Here is a 20959-nt window from a genome sequence, read left to right on the forward strand (position 1 = left end):
GATATTTGGCAATCAGATTTTGCGTGTGCCGTCTTTATGAAACATTTTATGCATTGTCCGCTCTACCGGAAGCAGAGCCAGTAACAGGATCACACACTCAATCATGCAGAGAAGGCCGCCATAAATTCCGCAGGCGGTATCATCTTTTCCATATAGAAAAGACATTCCAATCAGGGCGATTCCCGTATTGATAAATCCCCAGGAGAACCAGACCTTGCCGCATACCAGATGCGCTGTTTTCCAGGTATCCTCATTTTTCATTGAAAGTGCTGTGCGATAGCCGTAAATTCCGTTTATATCCTTTGGCGGATGCTTCTGAAATATATAACCAAACATAATCATCGTCGCAGGAATCAAAAGATTCATAATGAGCATAAATAACCAGAATGCCATAATACACACCTCTCTGTTTCCAGTATACCATTGTTCAAATTCTGTGTCATTCCTTTTTCATACAAGCCAACCTTATTAAAAAAGGAAATAAATTCAGAACCTTTTCTATAAAAGCGCTCGGTTTCCAATGAGGGATAAGCATACAGCTTATATGAGAACTGAGCGAACTTTCAGCATTGCTAATTCTATTATGGCTTTTGTGTAGGTGATATCGAAGAGAAGGGTATTTTACCATACCTTCCATTTTCCGGCTTTGGTAAGGCGGCATATTATGAAATATATAAAGAATTTTTCTAATTTTTTAGGAATTTTACATTTTCCTTACGTATGTAGTAGTGTAAAGCATAAGACTGTATACGAAAGGATGTGAAGAATATGCTTACAAAAGATGTAACAGAGAATAAAGATATGAAGGTAGAGGTGCAGGAACGACTGAAATATGATAACGATATTTTTTTTAAGTTCGCTCTTGGCACAGAGGATGAAGATGCTGCGTTTATCCGTAACACCATTATTGAACGAGTGACAGGAATCCATCCTAAGGAGAGTACCGTATTAAATCCTAATCTGGATCCTGCTATACTCAAAAAGAAAAAATGGTATTGGACATCCGTGTGAAGGACTGCGAAGGAAGAGAATACGGCATCGAGATGCAGACTACCTATTCAAAGCAATCAGAGTTAAAACGCTTTGAACTGTACGGAGCCAGAATGTTATCGAATCAGCTCGATAGCGGAGATAGGTATTATGATCTTCTCCCTGTTTATCAAATAATCTTTCTTGATTCCTATGCAGAACACACGAAGAAGTTAATTGATGCCTATCAGATGAGAAATGCGGAAGGAGAAGTAGAAAGTAAGCGCAGTTTAATGAAGCGAATTTACATCTATCTGCCGGAGATAGATGCAATCGTTAAGCGCAAAGGATTTGAGAAGCTGAATGACTTTGAACAATTGTGTTATTTGTTTAAAAATAATGATAAAGATGGTATACTAAAAACAGAGGAAAGGCTGGTGAAGAAGGTAATGGAAAAGTACAAGAAATTTCATGACGCAGAAGACCTCTGGTCGATAGCGATGGCAACGCAGATACAGGAACAGCGCGAAAAAAATGCCATTTTGGATAGTTTCAAGGATGGCGTTGAGCATGGAATTGAACAGGGGCAAAAAGAGGGTGAAAGAATGCTGTTGAATAGACAAATGGTAAAGAAATATCATGAAGACTGCTCAACATGGTTATGTTCTTTAACAACAGAACAGCTCGACCTTGTATTCAATTTGTTATTCACCTGTGATACCTTGCAGGAACTAAAGGATCAGCTTACGGGCAACAAATAATACATATAAAGCCACAAAAAAACTGTTTTATGTGAACGAAAACAGTTTTTTTGTGCAGTTTTTATACGAGATGTTTATGAAACAGAGCCTCAAGATATGCAGATTTTATCAGGGAATACAGTATAGTATAAATAAAAGCAGGCAATCATGCTCTTTTGATTCATCTGATATCTATTCTATATAGGTGATTTTTAGCTTTAAGATAATGTGACTTCTCTAAGGCGCATTTCATAACGCTTTTCCTAAATGCTATCTTTTATCGGTGAATAGTAACGGCAGCCTTTTCCTGCATGATAAGTCATGTAAAAAAATCTTGCAATACGACAGATATATGGTAAAATATTGAGTGATAAAAGGTCCTTTAAGATAATCCAGAGAGGTTATGAAGGCAATCAGCAAACCTGAAGTGTATAGAAAGGGTCCTTTTGTGTATCAAAACGGATCTTTTTTTGTAGGACCGGCAGGAGGAGAGCATATGAATACGAACAGTTTACTGAGAATCTGCGATTTAACGAGTGAAGAGATTTTTCATATTCTCGAGGATGCTGCTGTTTTTTCCAGTTCCCAGTCAGATTGGCAATTTCCGCGTAAGACGCTGATTGCTAATCTTTTTTTTGAGCCAAGCACCCGGACGCATTTTTCCTTTGCGAGTGCTGAGCATCAGCTGGGAGCTTGCGTTGAGAATTTCAGTGCTCAAGGAAGCAGCGTGGAAAAAGGGGAGACCCTGTATGACACCGTTAAAACCTTTGAAAGCATTGGATATGATGCAGTCGTCATACGGCATCGTACGGATGAATATTTCAAGGAGCTTGAAAATATCACCATTCCAATTCTGAATGCAGGGGATGGCTGCGGGAATCATCCGACACAGTGTCTGTTAGATCTGCTTACATTGTATCAGGAATTTGGCACGTTTCAGGGTATTAAGGTGGCTGTCATTGGAGATATTGTACATTCCCGTGTCGCAAACAGCCTGCGGGAAGCACTTGAGCTGCTCGGCGGTGAAATTGCATTCTCCGGCCCGGATAAATGGGTTGCCCGGGACGCGTACTATAAAAGCGTGGATGAAGCGGTACAGTGGGCAGATGCGGTCATGATGCTTCGAATACAGCATGAGCGTCATCAGGAAACCATGGCCATGAGCAAGGCTGAATATCTGAAGCGCTACGGTTTGACCAAAGCGCGTGCAGCGATGATGAAGCCGCATGCGATCATCATGCATCCGGCTCCGGTCAATCGCGGAGTGGAAATCGACAGTGATCTGGTGGAAGCGCCAAACAGCCGCATATTCAAGCAGATGAGCAATGGTGTACTCGTGCGTAAGGCAGTGATCAAACGCGCACTCGGCTATACCTTTGATCGCTAGTGCTACATAAAACAAAAGGAAAGAGGTGCGCATATGAAGCTGATACAGCAGGCACAAATCATCACAAAGGGGAATGCCACAGAGGCAATGGATGTTCTCTTTGACGAAACACAGATTATCAAAATCGCGAAGCATATTGATCCCGCACTGGCAGAGGAGGTCATTGCGGCAGAGCATAAGGTACTGCTTCCCGGGCTGATTGATGTCCATGCACATTTACGTGAGCCAGGCTACGCACATAAGGAAACGATCAAAAGCGGTACAGCGGCCGCAGCACATGGCGGCTTTACGACGATAATGGCTATGCCCAATGTCATTCCCTATCCGGATAATACCGAAACCATGCGTGCCTATCTGGAAAAAATCAAACAGGACGCACTGGTACATGTTCTTCCCTATGCCTGTATCACAAAGGCGGAAGCCAGTAAGGAGCTGAGTGATATGGAGGGACTGAGTGCTATGGGAATCCAAGCATTCAGCGATGACGGTGTTGGTGTGGCAACGGCGGACATGATGCAGTGTGCGATGCGTAAATGCCGCGAGGTTGACGGTATCATCGTTGCTCATACTGAGGACATGCGTTACCGTCTGCCGAAGGCATGCATGCATGAGGGAAGCCGCAGCAAGGAGCTGGGACTTACCGGCATTCCAAGCGCCTGTGAATATGTACAGCTACAGCGTGATCTGAAGCTGGCCGCAGAAACCGGCTGCCGCTATCACGTATGCCATATGAGTGCACAGGAAAGCGTGGAGGCACTGCGAAAGGCCAAGGCGGAAGGCTTAGATGTGAGCGGCGAGGTAACAGCACACCATCTGCTGTTAAACGAAACGGCAGTTGAGAATCCCAATCATAAAATGAATCCGCCGCTGCGCAGGGAGGAAGACCGTCAGGCATTGATTCAGGGACTGCTGGATGGTACCATCGATATGATTGCGAACGACCATGCACCGCACAGCGAGGAAGAAAAAAACAGAGGTATGGAGCAGGCACCGTTTGGGATCGTAGCTCTGGAAACGGCATTTCCACTGCTGTATACCCGCTTTGTTGCGCAGGAGAAAATCTTCACGCTGGAACAGCTGGTAACCTGGATGAGTGAGGCAGCCACAAAGCGTTTCCGTATGGAGCGTAAGGGAAAGCTGAAGGAAGGCTATACCGCAGACTTTATCCTGGTGGATTTGGACAGTGTGAAAAAGATAGACAAACAGGAATTCTATTCCATGGGTAAAAATACGCCGTTTGACGGTGTTGCCTGCAAGGGCTTTGTTGTTAAGACATTTGTGGATGGAATTTGCGTATATGATAACAGGGAGGGCTTGCTGAAATGAAAAAGCGACTATTGATTCTTGAAGACGGCAGTGTTTATGAGGGTATCGCCTTTGGTGGTGATACATATCAGATGGGAGAGCTGATCTTCCAGACGGGAATGAGCGGCTATCAGGAGATTATTTCCGATCTGTCCTATTACGGACAAATCGTTATGATGACCTATCCGGCAATGGGAAACTGCGGTATTAACCGCGATGATTTTGAAAGCATCTCTCCGAAGATGTTTGGCTTTGTGGTAAAGGAATACTGTGAAACACCAAGCAATTTCCGCAGTGATATGACACTGGATGCTTTCATGAAGCTGAAGGGGATTCCGGGTATTGCGGATATTGATACACGCGAAATTACAAGAAAAATCAGAGATCACGGTACCTGTAAGGCAATTATGGCAGATGCGGATGCAGACGTGGATGCAATCGTAGCGATGCTGAAGGAAAGCGAGCTGCCAAGTGATGGCGTACAGGCTGTTTCCACAGTGAAGCCGTTTCCGATTCCATCCCGCGGACAGAAGGTCGTCATGGTGGATATCGGCACCAAATTCGCAGTTATCCGGGAGTTTAATATGCGTGGCTGTGATCTGATCGTCGTTCCTTATAATATGAGTGCTGCGGATATTCTGGCCATTCATCCGGACGGGATCGTGTTAAGCGGCGGCCCGGGTGCACCACAGGACATTCCGGAAACAGTAGCCACCTGCCGTGAGCTGCTTGGCAGTGTCCCAATGCTTGGAATCGGTCTGGGACATGAGGTGATTGCGGCAGCCTGCGGGGCAACGGTTGTGAAAATGAAGGTTGGACATCATGGAAATTCCTCTCCGGTTCGCAATCTGAAGAAAAATAAAATTGAATTTACTGCACAGAACCACGGCTATGAGGTAGCGCCGGATTCCCTGGAGGGAACCGGACTGATTACGACCTATACGGCATTGAATGACGGTTCTATTGAGGGCTTTACACATGAAACCTATCCGCTGTTTTCCTATTCCTTTGAACCGGAGGCAGCACCGGGTGCAGACGACTGTACTTATATATTTGATGATTTCTGCAAGGTGATGAAAGAAAGGAGTGCTGAGTAAAATGCCAAAAAGAAGCGATATTAAGAAAATTATGGTGATTGGCTCCGGGCCGATCGTCATTGGACAGGCTGCGGAATTTGACTATGCCGGCTGTCAGGCATGTACGGCACTGCGTGAGGAGGGCTATGAGGTTATTCTGATCAACTCCAACCCTGCCACCATCATGACCGATACGGTGATTGCGGATCGTGTCTACATTGAACCGCTGACACTGGAATTTGCGAGCCGTGTCATTTATAAGGAGCGTCCGGATGCGATTCTGGGAAGTCTGGGCGGACAGACCGGGTTAAATCTGGTTGTCGAGCTGGCAGAAAGCGGAATTCTGGACGAATATCAGGTAGAAATTCTGGGAACAGCGCTGGATGCGATTGAAAAAGCGGAGGATCGTGATAAATTCCGTGAGCTGATGTATGAAATCGGAGAACCGGTTCCGGAAAGTGTGATCGTACATACCATTGAGGAGGCTGTGGCCTTTGCCGAAAGCAACGGCTATCCGGTTGTTGTCCGTCCTGCATTCACCCTGGGAGGAACCGGGGGAGGCTTTGCCCACAGTGAGGAGGAGCTGCGTACCATTTGTGATAACGGCTTGAAGATTTCACCGGTACACCAGTGTCTGATCGAACAAAGCATTGCCGGCTATAAGGAAATCGAATATGAGGTTATGCGTGACAATGCGGATAATGCCATTGTTGTCTGCAATATGGAAAATGTCGATCCGGTTGGTATCCATACCGGAGACTCCATTGTTGTGGCGCCTACGCAGACGCTAACCGATCGGGAATGCGGCATCATGCGTGCATCTGCATTAAAAATCATACGTGCATTGAAAATCTGCGGCGGCTGCAATGTGCAGCTGGCGCTGGATCCTAACAGCTTTAACTACTATGTTATCGAGGTAAATCCACGCGTATCCCGTTCCTCAGCACTTGCCTCCAAGGCCACCGGATATCCGATTGCCAAGCTGGCAGCCAAGGTTGCTGTTGGTCTGACGCTGGATGAAATCATCAATCCGGTTACCACGACGAGCTATGCCTGTGTGGAGCCATGCATTGACTATGTTGTTGCGAAATTCCCGCGCTTTGCCTTTGATAAATTCCCGAAGGCAGATCGCACGCTGGGAACCCAGATGAAGGCGACCGGAGAGGTTATGTCCATCGGGCGTACCTTTGATGAGGCAATTTTAAAGGCAATCCGTTCTCTGGAAATGAAGACGGATCATCTGGAACAGAAGGAAATCAATGAAATGAGCGAGGAAGCCCTGTGGAAGAAGCTTGCTCAGTGTGATGATGAGCGCATTTATGTCATTACCGCTCTGCTGCGAAAGGGAGCGGATATCGAAAAGATCTTCGATGTGACGAAAATGGATCGCTATTTCCTGAACCGTTTCAAGAATATCGTGGAGCAGGAGGCACAGATCAAAGCGCATCCGATGAATCTGGATGTGTTGAAGGCTTCCAAGAAAATGGGCTTTGCGGACTCCTGGATTGCGAGAAGCTGGGGTGTTGAGGAAGCGGATATTTATAATACAAGAAAACAGAACGCAATCGTTCCGGTATATAAAAACGTGGATACCTGTGCGGGAGAATATATTTCTCATACGCCGTATCTGTATTCCACCTATGAGCATGAAAATGAGTCCGTACGCAGTGACAACCGCAAAATTATCGTTTTAGGATCCGGGCCGATCCGTATCGGTCAGGGTGTGGAATTTGACTATGCGACAGTACATTGTGTGAAAACGATTCGTGAACGCGGCTATGAGGCAATCGTTATTAACAACAACCCGGAAACCGTGTCAACAGATTATTCTATTTCCGATAAGCTGTACTTTGAACCGCTGACGATCGAGGATGTCATGCATGTCATCGATCTGGAGCAGCCGCTGGGCGTTGTGGTGCAGTTTGGTGGACAGACGGCCATCAATCTGGCTGATCAGCTGGTGGAGCGCGGTGTTAAAATCCTGGGAACCTCTCTGGAAAACATCGACCGTGCAGAGGATCGCCATGAATTTGAGGAAATGCTGCATAAGCTGAACATCCCGCAGCCGCAGGGGGAAACTGCAGTCGAGGTAGAGGAAGCGGTGAGCATCGCCAACCGTATCGGATATCCAGTACTGGTGCGTCCATCCTATGTACTGGGCGGACGTGCGATGGAAATCGTACACAACGATGACGATCTGCGTGTCTATATGGCAACGGCAGTAAAGGAAATCAGCCACGATGCACCGATTCTGGTTGATAAATATATCATCGGTAAGGAAATGGAGGTCGATGCGATCTGTGATGGAGAGCATGTGTACATTCCTGGTATCATGGAGCATATCGAACGTGCGGGCGTGCATTCCGGTGACTCCATCAGCGTTTATCCTGCTCCAACGGCAAGTCAGAAGGTCAAGGATACAATTACCGATTATGCCATCCGTATTGGAAAAGGCTTCCACTTCATCGGTCTGTACAACATTCAGTTTATCGTTGAAACGGATAAGCAAAGTGGTGAGGAGCGCGTCTATGTGCTGGAGGTCAATCCGCGAAGCTCCCGTACCGTTCCATTCTTAAGCAAGGTGACCAATGTGCCGATGTCCTATGTGGCAACACGCTGTGTCCTTGGTGATTCTTTAGCGGAACAGGGCTATGAGGAAGGTGTGCATCCGGAAGGGGAGCGTGTCTTTGTCAAGGCACCGGTATTCTCCTTTGCGAAGCTGAGAAGTGTCGATACGACCTTAGGTCCGGAGATGAAATCCACCGGAGAAGCACTCGGCGGGGATGTGACGCTGGAAAAAGCCTTATACAAGGCGCTGCTGGCAAGCGGTGTGAAAATTCCGCTGCACGGCAATGTGCTGATCACTGTTGCGGATGATGACAAGCAGGAGGGGCTGAAGATTGCGAAGCGCTTCTCTGCCATCGGCTATGGCATCTATGCGACAAAGGGAACGGCACAGTATTTGTGTGAAAACGGCATCTATGTAAAAACCGTGGATAAGGTAAAGGAAGAAACCGACAACAACGTCATTGATGTGATCCGTAAGGGGCGTGTCAATTATGTAGTGAATACGATGAGCATATCCAGTGAGGTCAGCAGGGATGGGTTTGAAATCCGCCGTGCTGCCGCTGAGAACAATATCAGCTGCTTCACATCGCTGGATACGGCAAATGCAATCCTGCGCGTGCTGGAATCACAGACCTTTACAACGATATCTATGAATGAACTGGAGGGGTAAGATGCAGGAAGAAAAAGGACTTGTTTTAAGCAATAAAAAAATAGCAAAGGATACCTGGAGAATGGAAATCCAGGCATCCCTTGCAAGGGATATGAAGCCGGGACAGTTTGTGAATATACAGGTGGAGGGCTTTATGCTGCGCCGCCCCATCAGCATCTGTTCCATTGAGGATACCACACGCTTTGTCATCATTTATAAGGTGGTGGGCGATGGCACAGAAGCGCTGACACGGCTGCGTACCCAGGGAATCCTTGATATCTTCGGCCCTCTTGGCAGCAGCTATCCGATTCATGAGGAGGAAAAGGAAGTCCTGCTCATTGGCGGAGGCGTAGGCGTACCACCGCTCTATGAGCTGGCTAAGCAGTATCGAGGCATTCAGGCTGAGGTAAATGTGGTACTGGGCTTTAATGATCAGGAAAGTGTATTTTATGAAAATGAATTTCAGCGCCTTGGCTGCAGGGTCTTCATAGCGACGATGGATGGCAGCTACGGTACAAGGGGAACGGTGATGGATGCAATTAAGGAACATGAGATCACCTGTGACTTTACGTACAGCTGCGGCCCAAGACCCATGCTGAAGGCAGTAGAAGCAAGCTATACCCGCGGCTATATGTCCTTTGAAAGCCGTATGGCCTGCGGCATCGGAGCGTGTATGGCATGCGTGGCAAAGGATAAGAAGGAAGAAAACATGTACCACCGCATCTGTAAGGAAGGGCCTGTTTTCCCAATCGGAAAGGTGGAATACTGATGGATCTGCATGTAGAATTGCCCGGACTTCATTTAAAGAATCCAATCATCCCGGCCAGCGGCTGCTTCGGCTTCGGCCGTGAGTTTGCCGAGCTGTATGATTTAAGCCTTTTGGGAGGGATTGCAATCAAGAGTGCAACCCCGCATAACCGCTTTGGTAACCCGACACCGCGCGTGGCGGAAACACCGAGCGGTATGCTGAATGCCATCGGCCTGCAAAATCCGGGTGTGGATGTTATTATGGAACGTGAGCTGCCATGGCTGGCACAGTTTGATACGGAAATCATCGCCAATGTCGCAGGCGCCAGTGAGGAAGAATACGTCGAGGTCATCGAAAAGCTGAATAGCAGCGATGTCGTTAAGGCATACGAGCTGAATATCAGTTGTCCCAATGTCAAGCATGGCGGCATCGGTCTGGGAACAGATCCTGCACTGGCAGCGCGTGTTACCCACATGGCGAAGGAGGCCGCAACCAAACCGGTCTATGTCAAGCTGTCTCCTAATGTTACCGATATCGTTGCGATTGCCAAAGCGGTTGAGGAAGCGGGAGCGGATGGTCTTGTCCTCATCAATACGATGATGGGCATGCGCTTGGATTACCATAGCGCCAAGCCGATTCTCGCCAATGTGACCGGAGGTCTGAGCGGCCCTGCCATCAAGCCAGTTGCGATACGCATGGTCTATCAGGTGGCACAGGCTGTCAGCATCCCGATCATCGGTGTTGGCGGTATCACCAGAGCTGAGGATGTTCTGGAATTTTTGTATGCCGGAGCAAGTGCGGTAGAAGTTGGGATGCAGAACTTTATTGATCCGCTGTGTTGTGTTAAAATAATAGAGGATTTGCCAAAAGTCCTGAAGAAATATGGAAATAACAGTTTACATGAGGCTGTTGGAAGGAGCTTTCGTTAATGAGCAGAACAATCGTTGCCCTGGATTTTTCCAGAAAAGAAGATGTCATGAATTTCCTCGACAAGTTTGAGGAGCCGATTTATGTAAAGGTCGGAATGGAGCTGACCTATGCCTTCGGATTTGAAATGATTCGCGAAATCAAGAGCCGCGGTCACAAGATCTTTCTGGATCTGAAGCTGCATGATATTCCAAACACCGTGAAAAACGGAATGAAAAATCTGGCAAAGCTGGATGTCGATATCGTCAATCTGCATGCGGCCGGAGGTAGTGCCATGATGAAGGCTGCTATGGAGGGTCTTGCGGAGGGTGCTGTAAACGGAAAGCGTCCGCTGTGTATCGCCGTGACGCAGCTTACCAGTACATCACAGGAAGCGATGAATGAAGAGCTTCTGATTCCGGGTGAGGTAAAGGATGTCGTGATTTCCTATGCTAAGCTGGCAAAGGAAAGCGGTCTGGATGGCGTCGTATGCTCTGTGCATGAGGCAAGAGGAATTCATGAGGCATGCGGTGCAGATTTTCTGACGGTAACACCGGGTATTCGCTTATCCGATGATTCCAAGGATGACCAGAAGCGTGTTGCGACGCCGGCATTCGCCAAAGAGGAGGGCTGTGACTACATCGTTGTGGGACGCAGTATCACCAAGAGTGCGGACCCGCTGGCTACCTATCACGAAATTGAACAGACAATGGAGGGAAACTAAATGCAAATCGAAAAAACTATTGCGAAAAACCTGCTGGATATCAAGGCGGTATCCCTGCAGCCAAACGCTCCGTTTACATGGGCGAGCGGTATCAAGTCACCGATTTACTGTGACAACCGTCTGGTGCTTTCCTTTCCGGAAAAACGCAGTGTGGTCGTAGACGGCTTTGTGGAGCTGATCAAAAAGGAATATGCCGATGCAGAGGTAATCGTCGGAACGGCTACTGCCGGGATTCCATGGGGAGCTATGGTTGCGGATAAGCTGGATAAGCCGTTTGGCTATGTACGCAGCTCCAACAAGAGCCATGGCAAAGGAAATAAAATAGAAGGAAAAATTGAAAAGGGCGCAAAGGTCGTCGTGGTTGAGGATCTGATCTCTACCGGTGGCTCCGTTAAGGATGTTATTGAATCCCTGCGCGAGGCTGGTGCTCAGGTGCTGGGCGTTGTGGCAATCTTCACCTATCTGTTACCGGCATCTACCGAATTATTTAACAGCATTCAGTGTGAATTTAAGACCTTGAGCAATTACGATGTATTGATCGATGTAGCGCTGGAAAACGAGTATATAAAGGATGCAGACCTTGAAAAATTAAAGGCCTGGAAACAGGATCCAAAGGATGAGTCCTGGATGGAAAAATAAGAGAAGAAACAAACGCAAAGGGGCGTAGGATGTGCATGCATTCTATGCCCTTTTGGTGGAAACAGGATTTGTAAGGACTTACAGGAGGAGCTATATGAAAAAACGTTTACTGATATTGGAAGACGGCAGTGTATATGAAGGCTATGGCTTTGGATCGGATCATTATCAGGTAGGTGAGCTGGTGTTCAATACCGGAATGAGCGGCTATCAGGAGGTACTGTCCGATTTATCATATTGCGGACAGATCGTCATGATGACCTACCCGATGATTGGCAATTACGGCATCAACCGTGATGATTTTGAGAGTCTGGACCCAGCGGTGTTCGGCTTTGTGGTAAAGGAATACTGTGAACAGCCAAGCAATTTCCGCTGTGATCTTTCACTGGATGAATTTCTGAAATTAAAGGATATTCCCGGTATTTCCCATGTGGATACACGCGCAATCACCAGAAAGCTGCGCAGCAGTGGAACGATGCGTGCCATTATGGCAGAGGAGGATGCGGATGTGGAAGCAGCTGTAGCGATGCTGAAGGAAACGGATTTTCTCCACGATCAGGTTGCCAGAGTATCTACGCAGAAGCCGTTCCCGATTCCATCCCGCGGGAAAAAGGTCGTACTTATGGACTTCGGGGCAAAGCACGGCATCATTCGTGAGCTGTCCGCAAGAAGCTGTGATTTGATCGTTGTTCCCTACAATACAAGCGCGAAGGCTATTCTGGCATTGCATCCGGATGGGGTGATGCTGAGCAACGGTCCCGGGGATCCCAAGGATATGGGAGATGCAATCGAGGTTATCCGTGAGCTGATTGGACAGGTAGTGATATTCGGCATCTGTCTGGGACACCAGTTGATTTCACTGGCATGTGGGGCAAATACCGTAAAGCTGAAATTCGGACACCGCGGCTGCAATCATCCGGTTGTAAATCTGGCAACCGGAAAGGTGGAAATCACCTCTCAGAATCACGGCTATGCTGTCGAGGCGGAAAGTCTGGCAGGTACACAGCTGGAAATGACACACCAGGCATTAAACGATAAGAGTGTGGAGGGTGTCCGCCATAAGCAATATCCGGTTTTCAGTGTGCAGTACCATCCGGAGGCTGCACCGGGGCCGGAGGATGCGAACTATCTGTTTGATGCGTTCATGGAACTGATGGAAAAGGAGACTGCATAATATGACAAAGCGTATGGACATTAAGAAAATACTCGTGATCGGTTCCGGACCGATTGTAATCGGACAGGCCGCTGAATTTGACTATGCAGGAAGCCAGGCATGCCAGTCTCTGCGTGAGGAGGGCTATGAGGTCATTCTGATCAACTCCAATCCGGCAACGATTATGACGGATACAGCAATCGCAGACCGCGTTTACATCGAACCGCTGACACTGGAGTTTGCGAGTCGTATCATATACAAGGAGCGCCCGGATGCTATCCTGGGAAGTCTGGGCGGTCAGACCGGGTTAAATCTGGTCGTAGAGCTTGCCAATTCCGGTATACTAAAGGAGTATGAGGTGGAAATTCTGGGTACGGACCTGGATGCGATCAACAAGGCTGAGGATCGCGAGCTTTTCCGTGATCTGATGTATGAAATCAAGGAGCCTGTACCGGAAAGCGATATTGTACATACCGTAGAGGAGGCCATTTCCTTTGCGAATGAAATTGGCTATCCGGTTGTCGTTCGCCCGGCCTATACGCTGGGAGGAACTGGAGGAGGCTTTGCGGATAATGAGGAGGAGCTGCGTGTCATTGCGGACAACGGGTTAAAGCTGTCACCGGTGCACCAGTGCCTGATTGAACGCAGCATTGCCGGCTTTAAGGAAATTGAATATGAGGTCATGCGTGATTACAATGATAACGCCATTGTCGTCTGCAATATGGAAAATATCGACCCGGTCGGTATTCATACCGGAGATTCCATGGTTGTCGCACCGGTACAGACGTTATCCGACCGTGAGCATCAGATGCTGCGCAATGCCAGTCTGAAAATCATTCGTGCATTGAAGATATGCGGCGGCTGCAATGTCCAGCTGGCACTGGATCCAAACAGCTTCAAATATTACATTATTGAGGTGAACCCGCGTGTATCGCGTTCCTCTGCATTGGCAAGTAAGGCGACCGGCTATCCGATTGCCAAGCTGGCTGCGAAAATTGCGGTCGGTATGACGCTGGATGAAATTATCAATCCGATCACAAAAACAAGCTATGCCTGCTTTGAGCCTTCTCTAGATTACATCGTTACCAAGCTGGCACGCTTCCCGTTTGATAAATTCGAGCGTGCTGATCGCCGTTTGGGAACCCAGATGAAGGCAACCGGAGAGGTTATGTCCATCGGACGAACCTTTGAGGAAAGCTTTCTGAAGGCGGTACGCTCTCTGGAAATGAAATGCGATCATATTGACAATAAGGAAATTGATGGCTGTACAACAGAGGAACTGTGGGAGAAAATTGCAGTGAAGGATGATCTGCGTATGTTTGGTATCGCTGAGCTAATCCGTCGTAAGGAATCCCTAGAGCGCATTCATGAGATTACCAAAATCGACTTCTTCTTCCTGCATAAATTCGCAAATATCATTGCACTGGAACAGGAAATGATGAAGAATCCGCAGGATGTGCAGGTTTTACGTCATATCAAGGAAAACGGCTTCGCGGATTCCTACATCGCCCGTAAGTGGGGGATGGATGAGCGTGCAGTATATGAGCTGCGTAAGGCAAACGGCATTGTACCGGTATACAAAATGGTCGATACGTGTGCGGCGGAGTTTGAAAGTGCGACACCGTATTTCTATTCCACCTATGAGCAGGAGAATGAATCCTATCGCAGTGACCGTAAGAAAATTATCGTATTAGGCTCCGGCCCAATCCGTATCGGACAAGGTGTGGAGTTTGACTATGCGACGGTGCACTGCGTCATGACCCTGCGTGAGTGCGGCTATGAGGCGATTGTAATCAATAACAATCCGGAAACGGTATCCACGGATTTCTCCATTTCCGATAAGCTTTACTTTGAGCCGCTGACGATAGAGGATGTCATGCATGTTGTCGATCTGGAGCAGCCGCTGGGCGTTGTGGTGCAATTTGGCGGTCAGACGGCAATCAACCTGGCTGATCAGCTGGTAGAGCGCGGTGTCAAAATTCTGGGAACCTCTCTGGAAAATATCGACCGTGCGGAGGATCGTCACGCCTTTGAAGCGATGCTGCATGAGCTGGATATTCCTCAGCCAACCGGACAGACTGCCGTTGAGGTGGAGGAAGCTGTAAAGATTGCGAATCGCATTGGATATCCGGTACTGGTGCGCCCATCCTATGTATTGGGTGGACGTGCGATGGAAATCGTACACAACGATGAGGACTTACGTATCTATATGGCAACGGCAGTAAAGGAAATCAGCCACGATGCACCGATTCTGGTCGATAAATATATCGTTGGCAAGGAATTGGAAATCGATGCGATCTGTGACGGGGAGCAGGTATATATACCGGGCATTATGGAGCATATCGAGCGTGCCGGTATCCATTCCGGAGATTCCATCAGTGTCTATCCGCCGCAAACTATTTCCGACAAGGTACGCGATACCATTATTGACTATGGTATCCGCATCGGGAAAGGCTTTCACTTTATCGGTCTGTACAATATCCAGTTTATTGTAGAGGCTGACACTGAGCAGGTCTATGTGCTGGAGGTCAATCCGCGAAGCTCCCGTACTGTACCGTTTTTAAGCAAAATCACAGGGGTGCCGATGAGTCATATCGCAACGCGCTGTGTGCTGGGCGATACTTTGGCGGAACAGGGCTATGAGGAAGGTATTCGTCCATTTGCGGATCGTGTGTTTGTGAAGGCTCCGGTATTCTCCTTTGCGAAGCTGCGCAGTGTGGATACGGTGCTGGGGCCAGAAATGAAGTCCACCGGAGAAGCGCTGGGCGGTGATGTGACACTGGAAAAGGCATTGTACAAGGCATTGCTGGCAAGCGGTGTCCGCATTCCGAATCACGGGAATGTATTGATGACCATAGCGGATGATGATAAGGAAGAGGGCCTGACGATAGCGAAGCGTTTTTCTGCCATCGGATATGGTATTTATGCGACCAGCGGTACCGCCAGCTTCCTGCAGGAAAACGGACTGTTCGTAAAGAATGTCAATAAGATCGCACAAAGCGGTGATCTGAATGTGCTGGATGTCATCCGTAAGGGAAAGGTGAATTATGTAATCAATACCATGTCGAGCGGAAACAAAGAGGCAACCAATGACGGCTTCCTGATCCGCCGGGTATCCGCGGAAAACAATATCAGCTGCTTTACCTCCTTTGATACGGCAAATGCAATATTGAAGGTGCTGGAATCGTTGAATTTTACAACGATTTCCATGAATGAGCTGGAAAAATAATATGAATAAACAGGAGAGTGCAGACAATCGCAGCTGTACTTTCCTGTTTTTCTATGTCTGTTCACAATTCGTTGCATCCCCATAGCGGTATAGCTTATAGAAAATAAGGAGCACTCATACGGGTGTGCTGTCTGCTGATGCAGGAAGGAAATTATACAGCGAAAGACTTTCGTTTTCCATAAAGCAGCGGATACTGACTTCATTGTTCACCTGCAAGTCTATAAAGCGCTGAAATACGGGGGAATACTGGCTTTTTCGTACTGAAAGCGCTATAATTAAGACAAGAAAACAGAAAGGAGCTTTCTATGTTTACACAACGTTTCAAGGACAAGGTTATGGTCGTAACAGGAGGTACTTCCGGAATTGGGAAGGCCGTATGCATCAGAGCCGGCGCTGAGGGTGCAGCAGTGGTTATCGCCGGTAGAAATGAGAATCGCGGAAAAGCGATTGAAAAGACGATTACTGACAATGGAGGAACAGCATTGTTTGTTCGCTGTGATGTGACTAAAAAAGAGGATATTCTTGCCCTGTATGCAAAAACCATGGAGGTATACGGGCGCTTGGATATTGCGGTGAACAATGCAGGGATTGTCGGTGATTCTAAGAAAATCGAGGATTTAACTGATGATGACTGGTTCAGTGTGGTAAATGCCAACCTGACAGCGATGTTTTACTGCATACGCGAGGAAGTAAAGTACATGATGCAAAATGAGAACGGCGGCTGTATTGTGAACACAGCTTCCGTAGCCGGTATTCGTGCGACACCAGCCGGCCCTGCTTATGTTGCCAGCAAGCACGGTGTTGTTGGTTTGACAAAGTCCACAGCAATGGATTATGCCAATAGGAACATCACATGTAATGCTGTCTGTCCGGCAGGTACGGATACACCGCTGACAGAGGCAGCAAAAGAAAAAATTTATGCTAAGATTGCGGAGCTAAAGGCACAGGGCAAGGATCCGCAGGAATTTATGAAAAATTCCATGATTGCCGGTAAGACAGAAACGCTGCAGCATCGCAATGCGACGAGTGAGGAGCAGGCAGCGACCATTCTGTACTTTGCCAGTGATGAGGCAAGACATATCACCGGAAGCATCGTGGCAAGCGATGGCGGCTTTACGGTGTATTGATATGTAAAGCACGGACGAAGAGAGCACAGCCTTCTCTTCGTTTTTTCTTTCTTCGCGCTTGCAGGGAGCTTCCTGCACAGAACGATTGCTTCCGTACTGTAAGCGAAGAGTCAAAGTTAGAAGTTGCTTGGTCTGGATACAGTATTATGAGCTATCTGGCAGAATTCAGAAGTGCAGTCGTTATATCGCTGCTTCCTAAGCAAGAAGGACACTTCGATCAAAAAATAATCGTTTGTATTGACAGAAGCTGGAAATTGTGGTATTCTATATATGGAGTTAGATAAAACTAACAAAGAGATTGCAGTGTCTTTGTTTTCCTTATAACCTTACAACCAGCCAAAGATCTGACTTCATTACAGACTGTCTGTTTCTGCTTTGTACAGCAGCTCTCAGTCTGCTTTTTTGTAAGCTTTTTTTCAATGCATGCCTATTGACGTTCGGCAAAAAAAATGATACAGTTTAGGCAGTTATATGACTGACGGAAGTGGAATTGACCACAGGGAGTATAATGGATAAGAGCCGACCGTCTGGGCAGAAGAGCTCGGGACAACTGTCGGCTCTTTTCTTGTGGATGAATCAGTCCTATGATTTATCTTACGAAACCATTTCATAACAGAATGAAACAGGAGGACGCAGGATTTATGATGAATGAACGCAAAGAATGGGAAGGCTTTACAGGCCGCCTCTGGAAAGAGGAAATCAATGTTCGGGATTTTATTCAGAACAACTACAAGCCATACGATGGAGATGAGGCTTTTCTGGCAGAGCCTACGGAAGCAACAAACAAGCTGTGGGGAGAACTGCAGAAGCTGCAGAAGGAAGAACGCGCTAAAAACGGTGTTCTTGATATGGAAACAGAAATCGTTTCCTCTTTGACTTCCTATGGGCCGGGCTATATCAGGGATGAATTAAAGGATCTGGAAGCGGTAGTCGGTCTGCAGACAGACAAGCCGCTGAAACGTGCTTTCATGCCATACGGCGGTATCAAAATGAGTGAGGAAGCATGTACGACATACGGCTATGAGCCAAGTGAAAAGCTGCATGAAATCTTCCATGAATACCACAAGACACACAACGATGCTGTATTCGATTGCTATACACCGGAAATGCGTCTTGCCAGACGTAATAAAATCGTTACCGGACTTCCGGATACCTATGGCCGCGGGCGAATCGTCGGTGATTACCGCCGTGTTGCGCTGTATGGTATCGATTATCTGATTGAGCAGAAGCAAAAGGATAAAGCCAACTGCGGCTGTGGTGTCATGAGCGATGACATCATCCGTCAGCGGGAAGAGCTGGCAGAGCAGATCAAGGCACTGAAGGGTATGAAGGCGATGGCTGCCCTGTACGGCTTTGATATCAGCGGGCCTGCACACAATGCAAAGGAAGCGGTACAGTGGCTGTATTTCGGCTATCTGGCTGCCATTAAAACACAAAACGGTGCTGCTATGAGTGTCGGCCGTGTTTCCACCTTCCTGGATATTTATATCGAACGTGATCTGGAAGCAGGCATTCTTAATGAAAGCGAAGCACAGGAGCTGATTGACCATATGACTATGAAATTCCGTATGGTGAAATTCGCGCGTATTCCTTCCTATAACCAGCTGTTCTCCGGTGACCCGGTATGGGCTACGCTGGATTTGGCAGGACTTGGAATGGATGGACGTCACATGGTTACTAAATCCGATTTCCGCTTCCTGCATACACTGGAAAACATGGGGCCTGCACCGGAACCTAATCTGACGGTGCTGTATTCCTCCCATCTACCGGAAAACTTCAAGACCTATTCCGCACGTATCTCTATTGAGACAAGCTCTGTCCAGTATGAAAACGATGATGTCATGCGTCCGGTATGGGGCGATGACTATGCGGTATGCTGCTGTGTAAGTGCAACCCAGACCGGTAAGGAAATGCAGTTCTTCGGAGCACGCGCAAACCTTGCAAAATGTCTGCTGTATGCGATCAACGGCGGTATTGACGAAAAGACAAAGGCACAGGTTGGCCCGGAATATCGTCCAATCACAAGTGAATATTTGGATTACGATGAGGTTATGCACAAGTATGACAACATGATGGAATGGCTGGCTGATCTGTATGTCAACATTTTGAACCTGATTCAGTATATGCATGATAAATATTATTACGAAAGCTCTTTGATGGCACTGATCGACACCGATGTGCGCAGAACCTTCGCAACCGGTATTGCCGGCTTCTCCCATGTCGTGGATTCTTTAGCAGCAATCAAATATGCCAAGGTAAAAACAATTCGTGATGAGGATGGACTGGTTATTGATTATGAAATCGAAGGGGATTTCCCTCGCTATGGAAATGATGATGACCGTGCGGATGATATTGCGGTATGGCTGTTAAAAACCTTTATGGAAAAAATCGAAAAGCGTCACACCTATCGTGATTCTGAGCCGACAACCTCAATTCTCACCATTACCTCAAACGTTGTATACGGTAAGGCAACTGGAGCACTTCCGGATGGACGTAAGGCCGGAGAGCCGTTATCACCGGGAGCGAATCCTTCCTATGGCGCAGAGCAGAACGGTCTGCTGGCATCTTTAAATTCCGTAACCAAGCTGCCGTATGAATATGCGCTTGATGGTATCAGCAATACGCAGACAATCAACCCGGATGCACTGGGACATGATGAGGATGAACGCGCAAATAATCTGGTGAATGTTCTGGATGGTTATTTTGACCAGGGTGCTCACCATCTGAATGTTAATGTGTTCGGTATTGAAAAATTGAAGGATGCCATGGAGCATCCGGAAAAAGAGGAATATGCGAATTTCACGATCCGCGTTTCTGGATATGCCGTTAAATTTATTGACCTGACCCGTGAGCAGCAGATGGATGTTATTTCCAGAACCTGCCATGCAAGTCTGTAATGAATTGATAAGGTCTGTTTAAAAACAGACCTTTCTACTTTTGGGAGGTAAAAGCATGAGTGTAAAGGGTGCTGTTCATTCGATTGAAACCTTCGGCTCTGTCGACGGGCCGGGTGTACGCTTTGTCATATTTTTAAAGGGCTGTGCGCTGCGCTGTCAATATTGTCATAATCCGGATACCTGGAAATGCGGGGAACCGGATACAGACAGCGAGCAGCTGCTGAAAAAAGCGCTGCGCTATCGCAGCTACTGGGGGAAAAACGGCGGGATTACCGTCAGCGGGGGAGAGCCGCTGCTGCAGATTGATTTTCTGCTGGATTTGTTTCAACAGGCTAAAAAAGAGGGCATCCATACCGTTATTGATACCGCGGGAAATCCATTTACCACAGAGGATATATTCTTTGAGAAATTCCAGAAGCTGATGGAGGTCAGTGATCTTCTGCTTTTGGATCTCAAGGTATTGGATGAACAAAAGCATATTGCCCTGACCGGAAAGAGCAATCAGAATATTTTGGATATGGCAAGGTATCTGTCTAAGATTAACAAGCCGGTCTGGATCCGTCATGTTCTGGTGCCGGGTATCAATGACAGCGATGAGGATTTGAAACAGCTGGATACCTTTATTCAAACGCTGCATAATGTAAAACGCGTGGAAATTCTTCCTTATCATTCCCTGGGTGCCTACAAATGGAAGGAGCTGGGATATTCCTATGCATTACATGATGTGCAGCCTCCAAAAAAGGAGCTTATAGCACATGCTAATGCACTGCTTCATACAGCCGATTACAAAGGGTAAGATCATACTATGACACATACGAGTGTGCAGCTGCTTATTATTTACACAA

The 20959-nt window shown here is 47.4% G+C and carries 16 protein-coding genes; 15 read left to right on the forward strand and 1 reads right to left on the reverse strand.

The window, feature by feature from the left end; translation table 11 throughout:
* Positions 1–12: 12 nt before the first annotated feature.
* A complete protein-coding gene (locus tag GKZ87_09250; GenBank protein ID QSI25648.1) occupies positions 13–393 on the reverse strand; it encodes a hypothetical protein in 381 nt (126 codons plus the stop codon).
* 408 nt (positions 394–801) lie between these two features.
* On the opposite strand from GKZ87_09250, the gene GKZ87_09255 reads away from it, so the two are divergent.
* The 15 genes from GKZ87_09255 (at position 802) to pflA (ending at position 20910) form a co-directional block, all read left to right on the forward strand.
* Complete coding sequence (locus tag GKZ87_09255) at positions 802–1011, forward strand: hypothetical protein (GenBank protein ID QSI27930.1); 210 nt, start codon at positions 802–804, stop codon at positions 1009–1011.
* The gene (locus GKZ87_09260; protein ID QSI25649.1) at positions 990–1730 is read left to right on the forward strand and encodes a hypothetical protein; all 741 of its coding nucleotides are present in this window, start codon (positions 990–992) and stop codon (positions 1728–1730) included. Before GKZ87_09255 ends, GKZ87_09260 begins: the two co-directional genes overlap by 22 nt.
* 475 nt (positions 1731–2205) lie before the next feature.
* Positions 2206–3096: an aspartate carbamoyltransferase catalytic subunit gene (locus GKZ87_09265; GenBank protein ID QSI25650.1), complete on the forward strand. Its 891-nt coding sequence runs from the start codon at positions 2206–2208 to the stop codon at positions 3094–3096.
* Between the two features lie 33 nt (positions 3097–3129).
* Complete coding sequence (locus tag GKZ87_09270) at positions 3130–4422, forward strand: amidohydrolase family protein (protein ID QSI25651.1); 1293 nt, start codon at positions 3130–3132, stop codon at positions 4420–4422.
* Entirely contained in the window at positions 4419–5498 is a 1080-nt protein-coding gene (carA, locus tag GKZ87_09275; GenBank protein ID QSI25652.1) for a glutamine-hydrolyzing carbamoyl-phosphate synthase small subunit, read from the forward strand. The genes GKZ87_09270 and carA (GKZ87_09275) overlap by 4 nt, the downstream gene beginning before the upstream one ends.
* A gap of 1 nt (position 5499) precedes the next feature.
* Positions 5500–8715 (forward strand): carbamoyl-phosphate synthase large subunit, encoded by a 3216-nt coding sequence (carB, locus tag GKZ87_09280; GenBank protein QSI25653.1) that lies wholly within the window; start codon positions 5500–5502, stop codon positions 8713–8715.
* 1 nt (position 8716) lies between these two features.
* Positions 8717–9463, forward strand: coding sequence for a dihydroorotate dehydrogenase electron transfer subunit (locus tag GKZ87_09285; GenBank protein QSI25654.1), 747 nt, complete (start codon positions 8717–8719; stop codon positions 9461–9463).
* Entirely contained in the window at positions 9463–10371 is a 909-nt protein-coding gene (locus GKZ87_09290; protein QSI25655.1) for a dihydroorotate dehydrogenase, read from the forward strand. Before GKZ87_09285 ends, GKZ87_09290 begins: the two co-directional genes overlap by 1 nt.
* Positions 10371–11072, forward strand: a complete 702-nt coding sequence (pyrF, locus tag GKZ87_09295; GenBank protein QSI25656.1) for an orotidine-5'-phosphate decarboxylase — start codon at positions 10371–10373, stop codon at positions 11070–11072. The genes GKZ87_09290 and pyrF overlap by 1 nt, the downstream gene beginning before the upstream one ends.
* Positions 11073–11711 carry an orotate phosphoribosyltransferase gene (locus GKZ87_09300; GenBank protein ID QSI25657.1) on the forward strand — a complete coding sequence of 213 codons (639 nt, stop codon included), beginning with the start codon at positions 11073–11075 and terminating at the stop codon, positions 11709–11711.
* Positions 11712–11805: 94 nt separating this feature from the next.
* Entirely contained in the window at positions 11806–12882 is a 1077-nt protein-coding gene (carA, locus tag GKZ87_09305; GenBank protein QSI25658.1) for a glutamine-hydrolyzing carbamoyl-phosphate synthase small subunit, read from the forward strand.
* Between the two features lies 1 nt (position 12883).
* Positions 12884–16090: a carbamoyl-phosphate synthase large subunit gene (carB, locus tag GKZ87_09310; protein ID QSI25659.1), complete on the forward strand. Its 3207-nt coding sequence runs from the start codon at positions 12884–12886 to the stop codon at positions 16088–16090.
* 305 nt (positions 16091–16395) lie between these two features.
* Positions 16396–17217, forward strand: a complete 822-nt coding sequence (locus GKZ87_09315) for an SDR family oxidoreductase (protein QSI25660.1) — start codon at positions 16396–16398, stop codon at positions 17215–17217.
* A 641-nt stretch (positions 17218–17858) separates the two neighbouring features.
* Complete coding sequence (pflB, locus tag GKZ87_09320) at positions 17859–20114, forward strand: formate C-acetyltransferase (GenBank protein ID QSI25661.1); 2256 nt, start codon at positions 17859–17861, stop codon at positions 20112–20114.
* Between the two features lie 55 nt (positions 20115–20169).
* Positions 20170–20910, forward strand: coding sequence for a pyruvate formate lyase-activating protein (pflA, locus tag GKZ87_09325; GenBank protein QSI25662.1), 741 nt, complete (start codon positions 20170–20172; stop codon positions 20908–20910).
* The last annotated feature ends 49 nt before the right edge of the window (positions 20911–20959 follow it).

The organism is Erysipelotrichaceae bacterium 66202529, from assembly GCA_017161075.1.
GTDB lineage: Bacteria > Bacillota_I > Bacilli_A > Erysipelotrichales > Erysipelotrichaceae > Clostridium_AQ.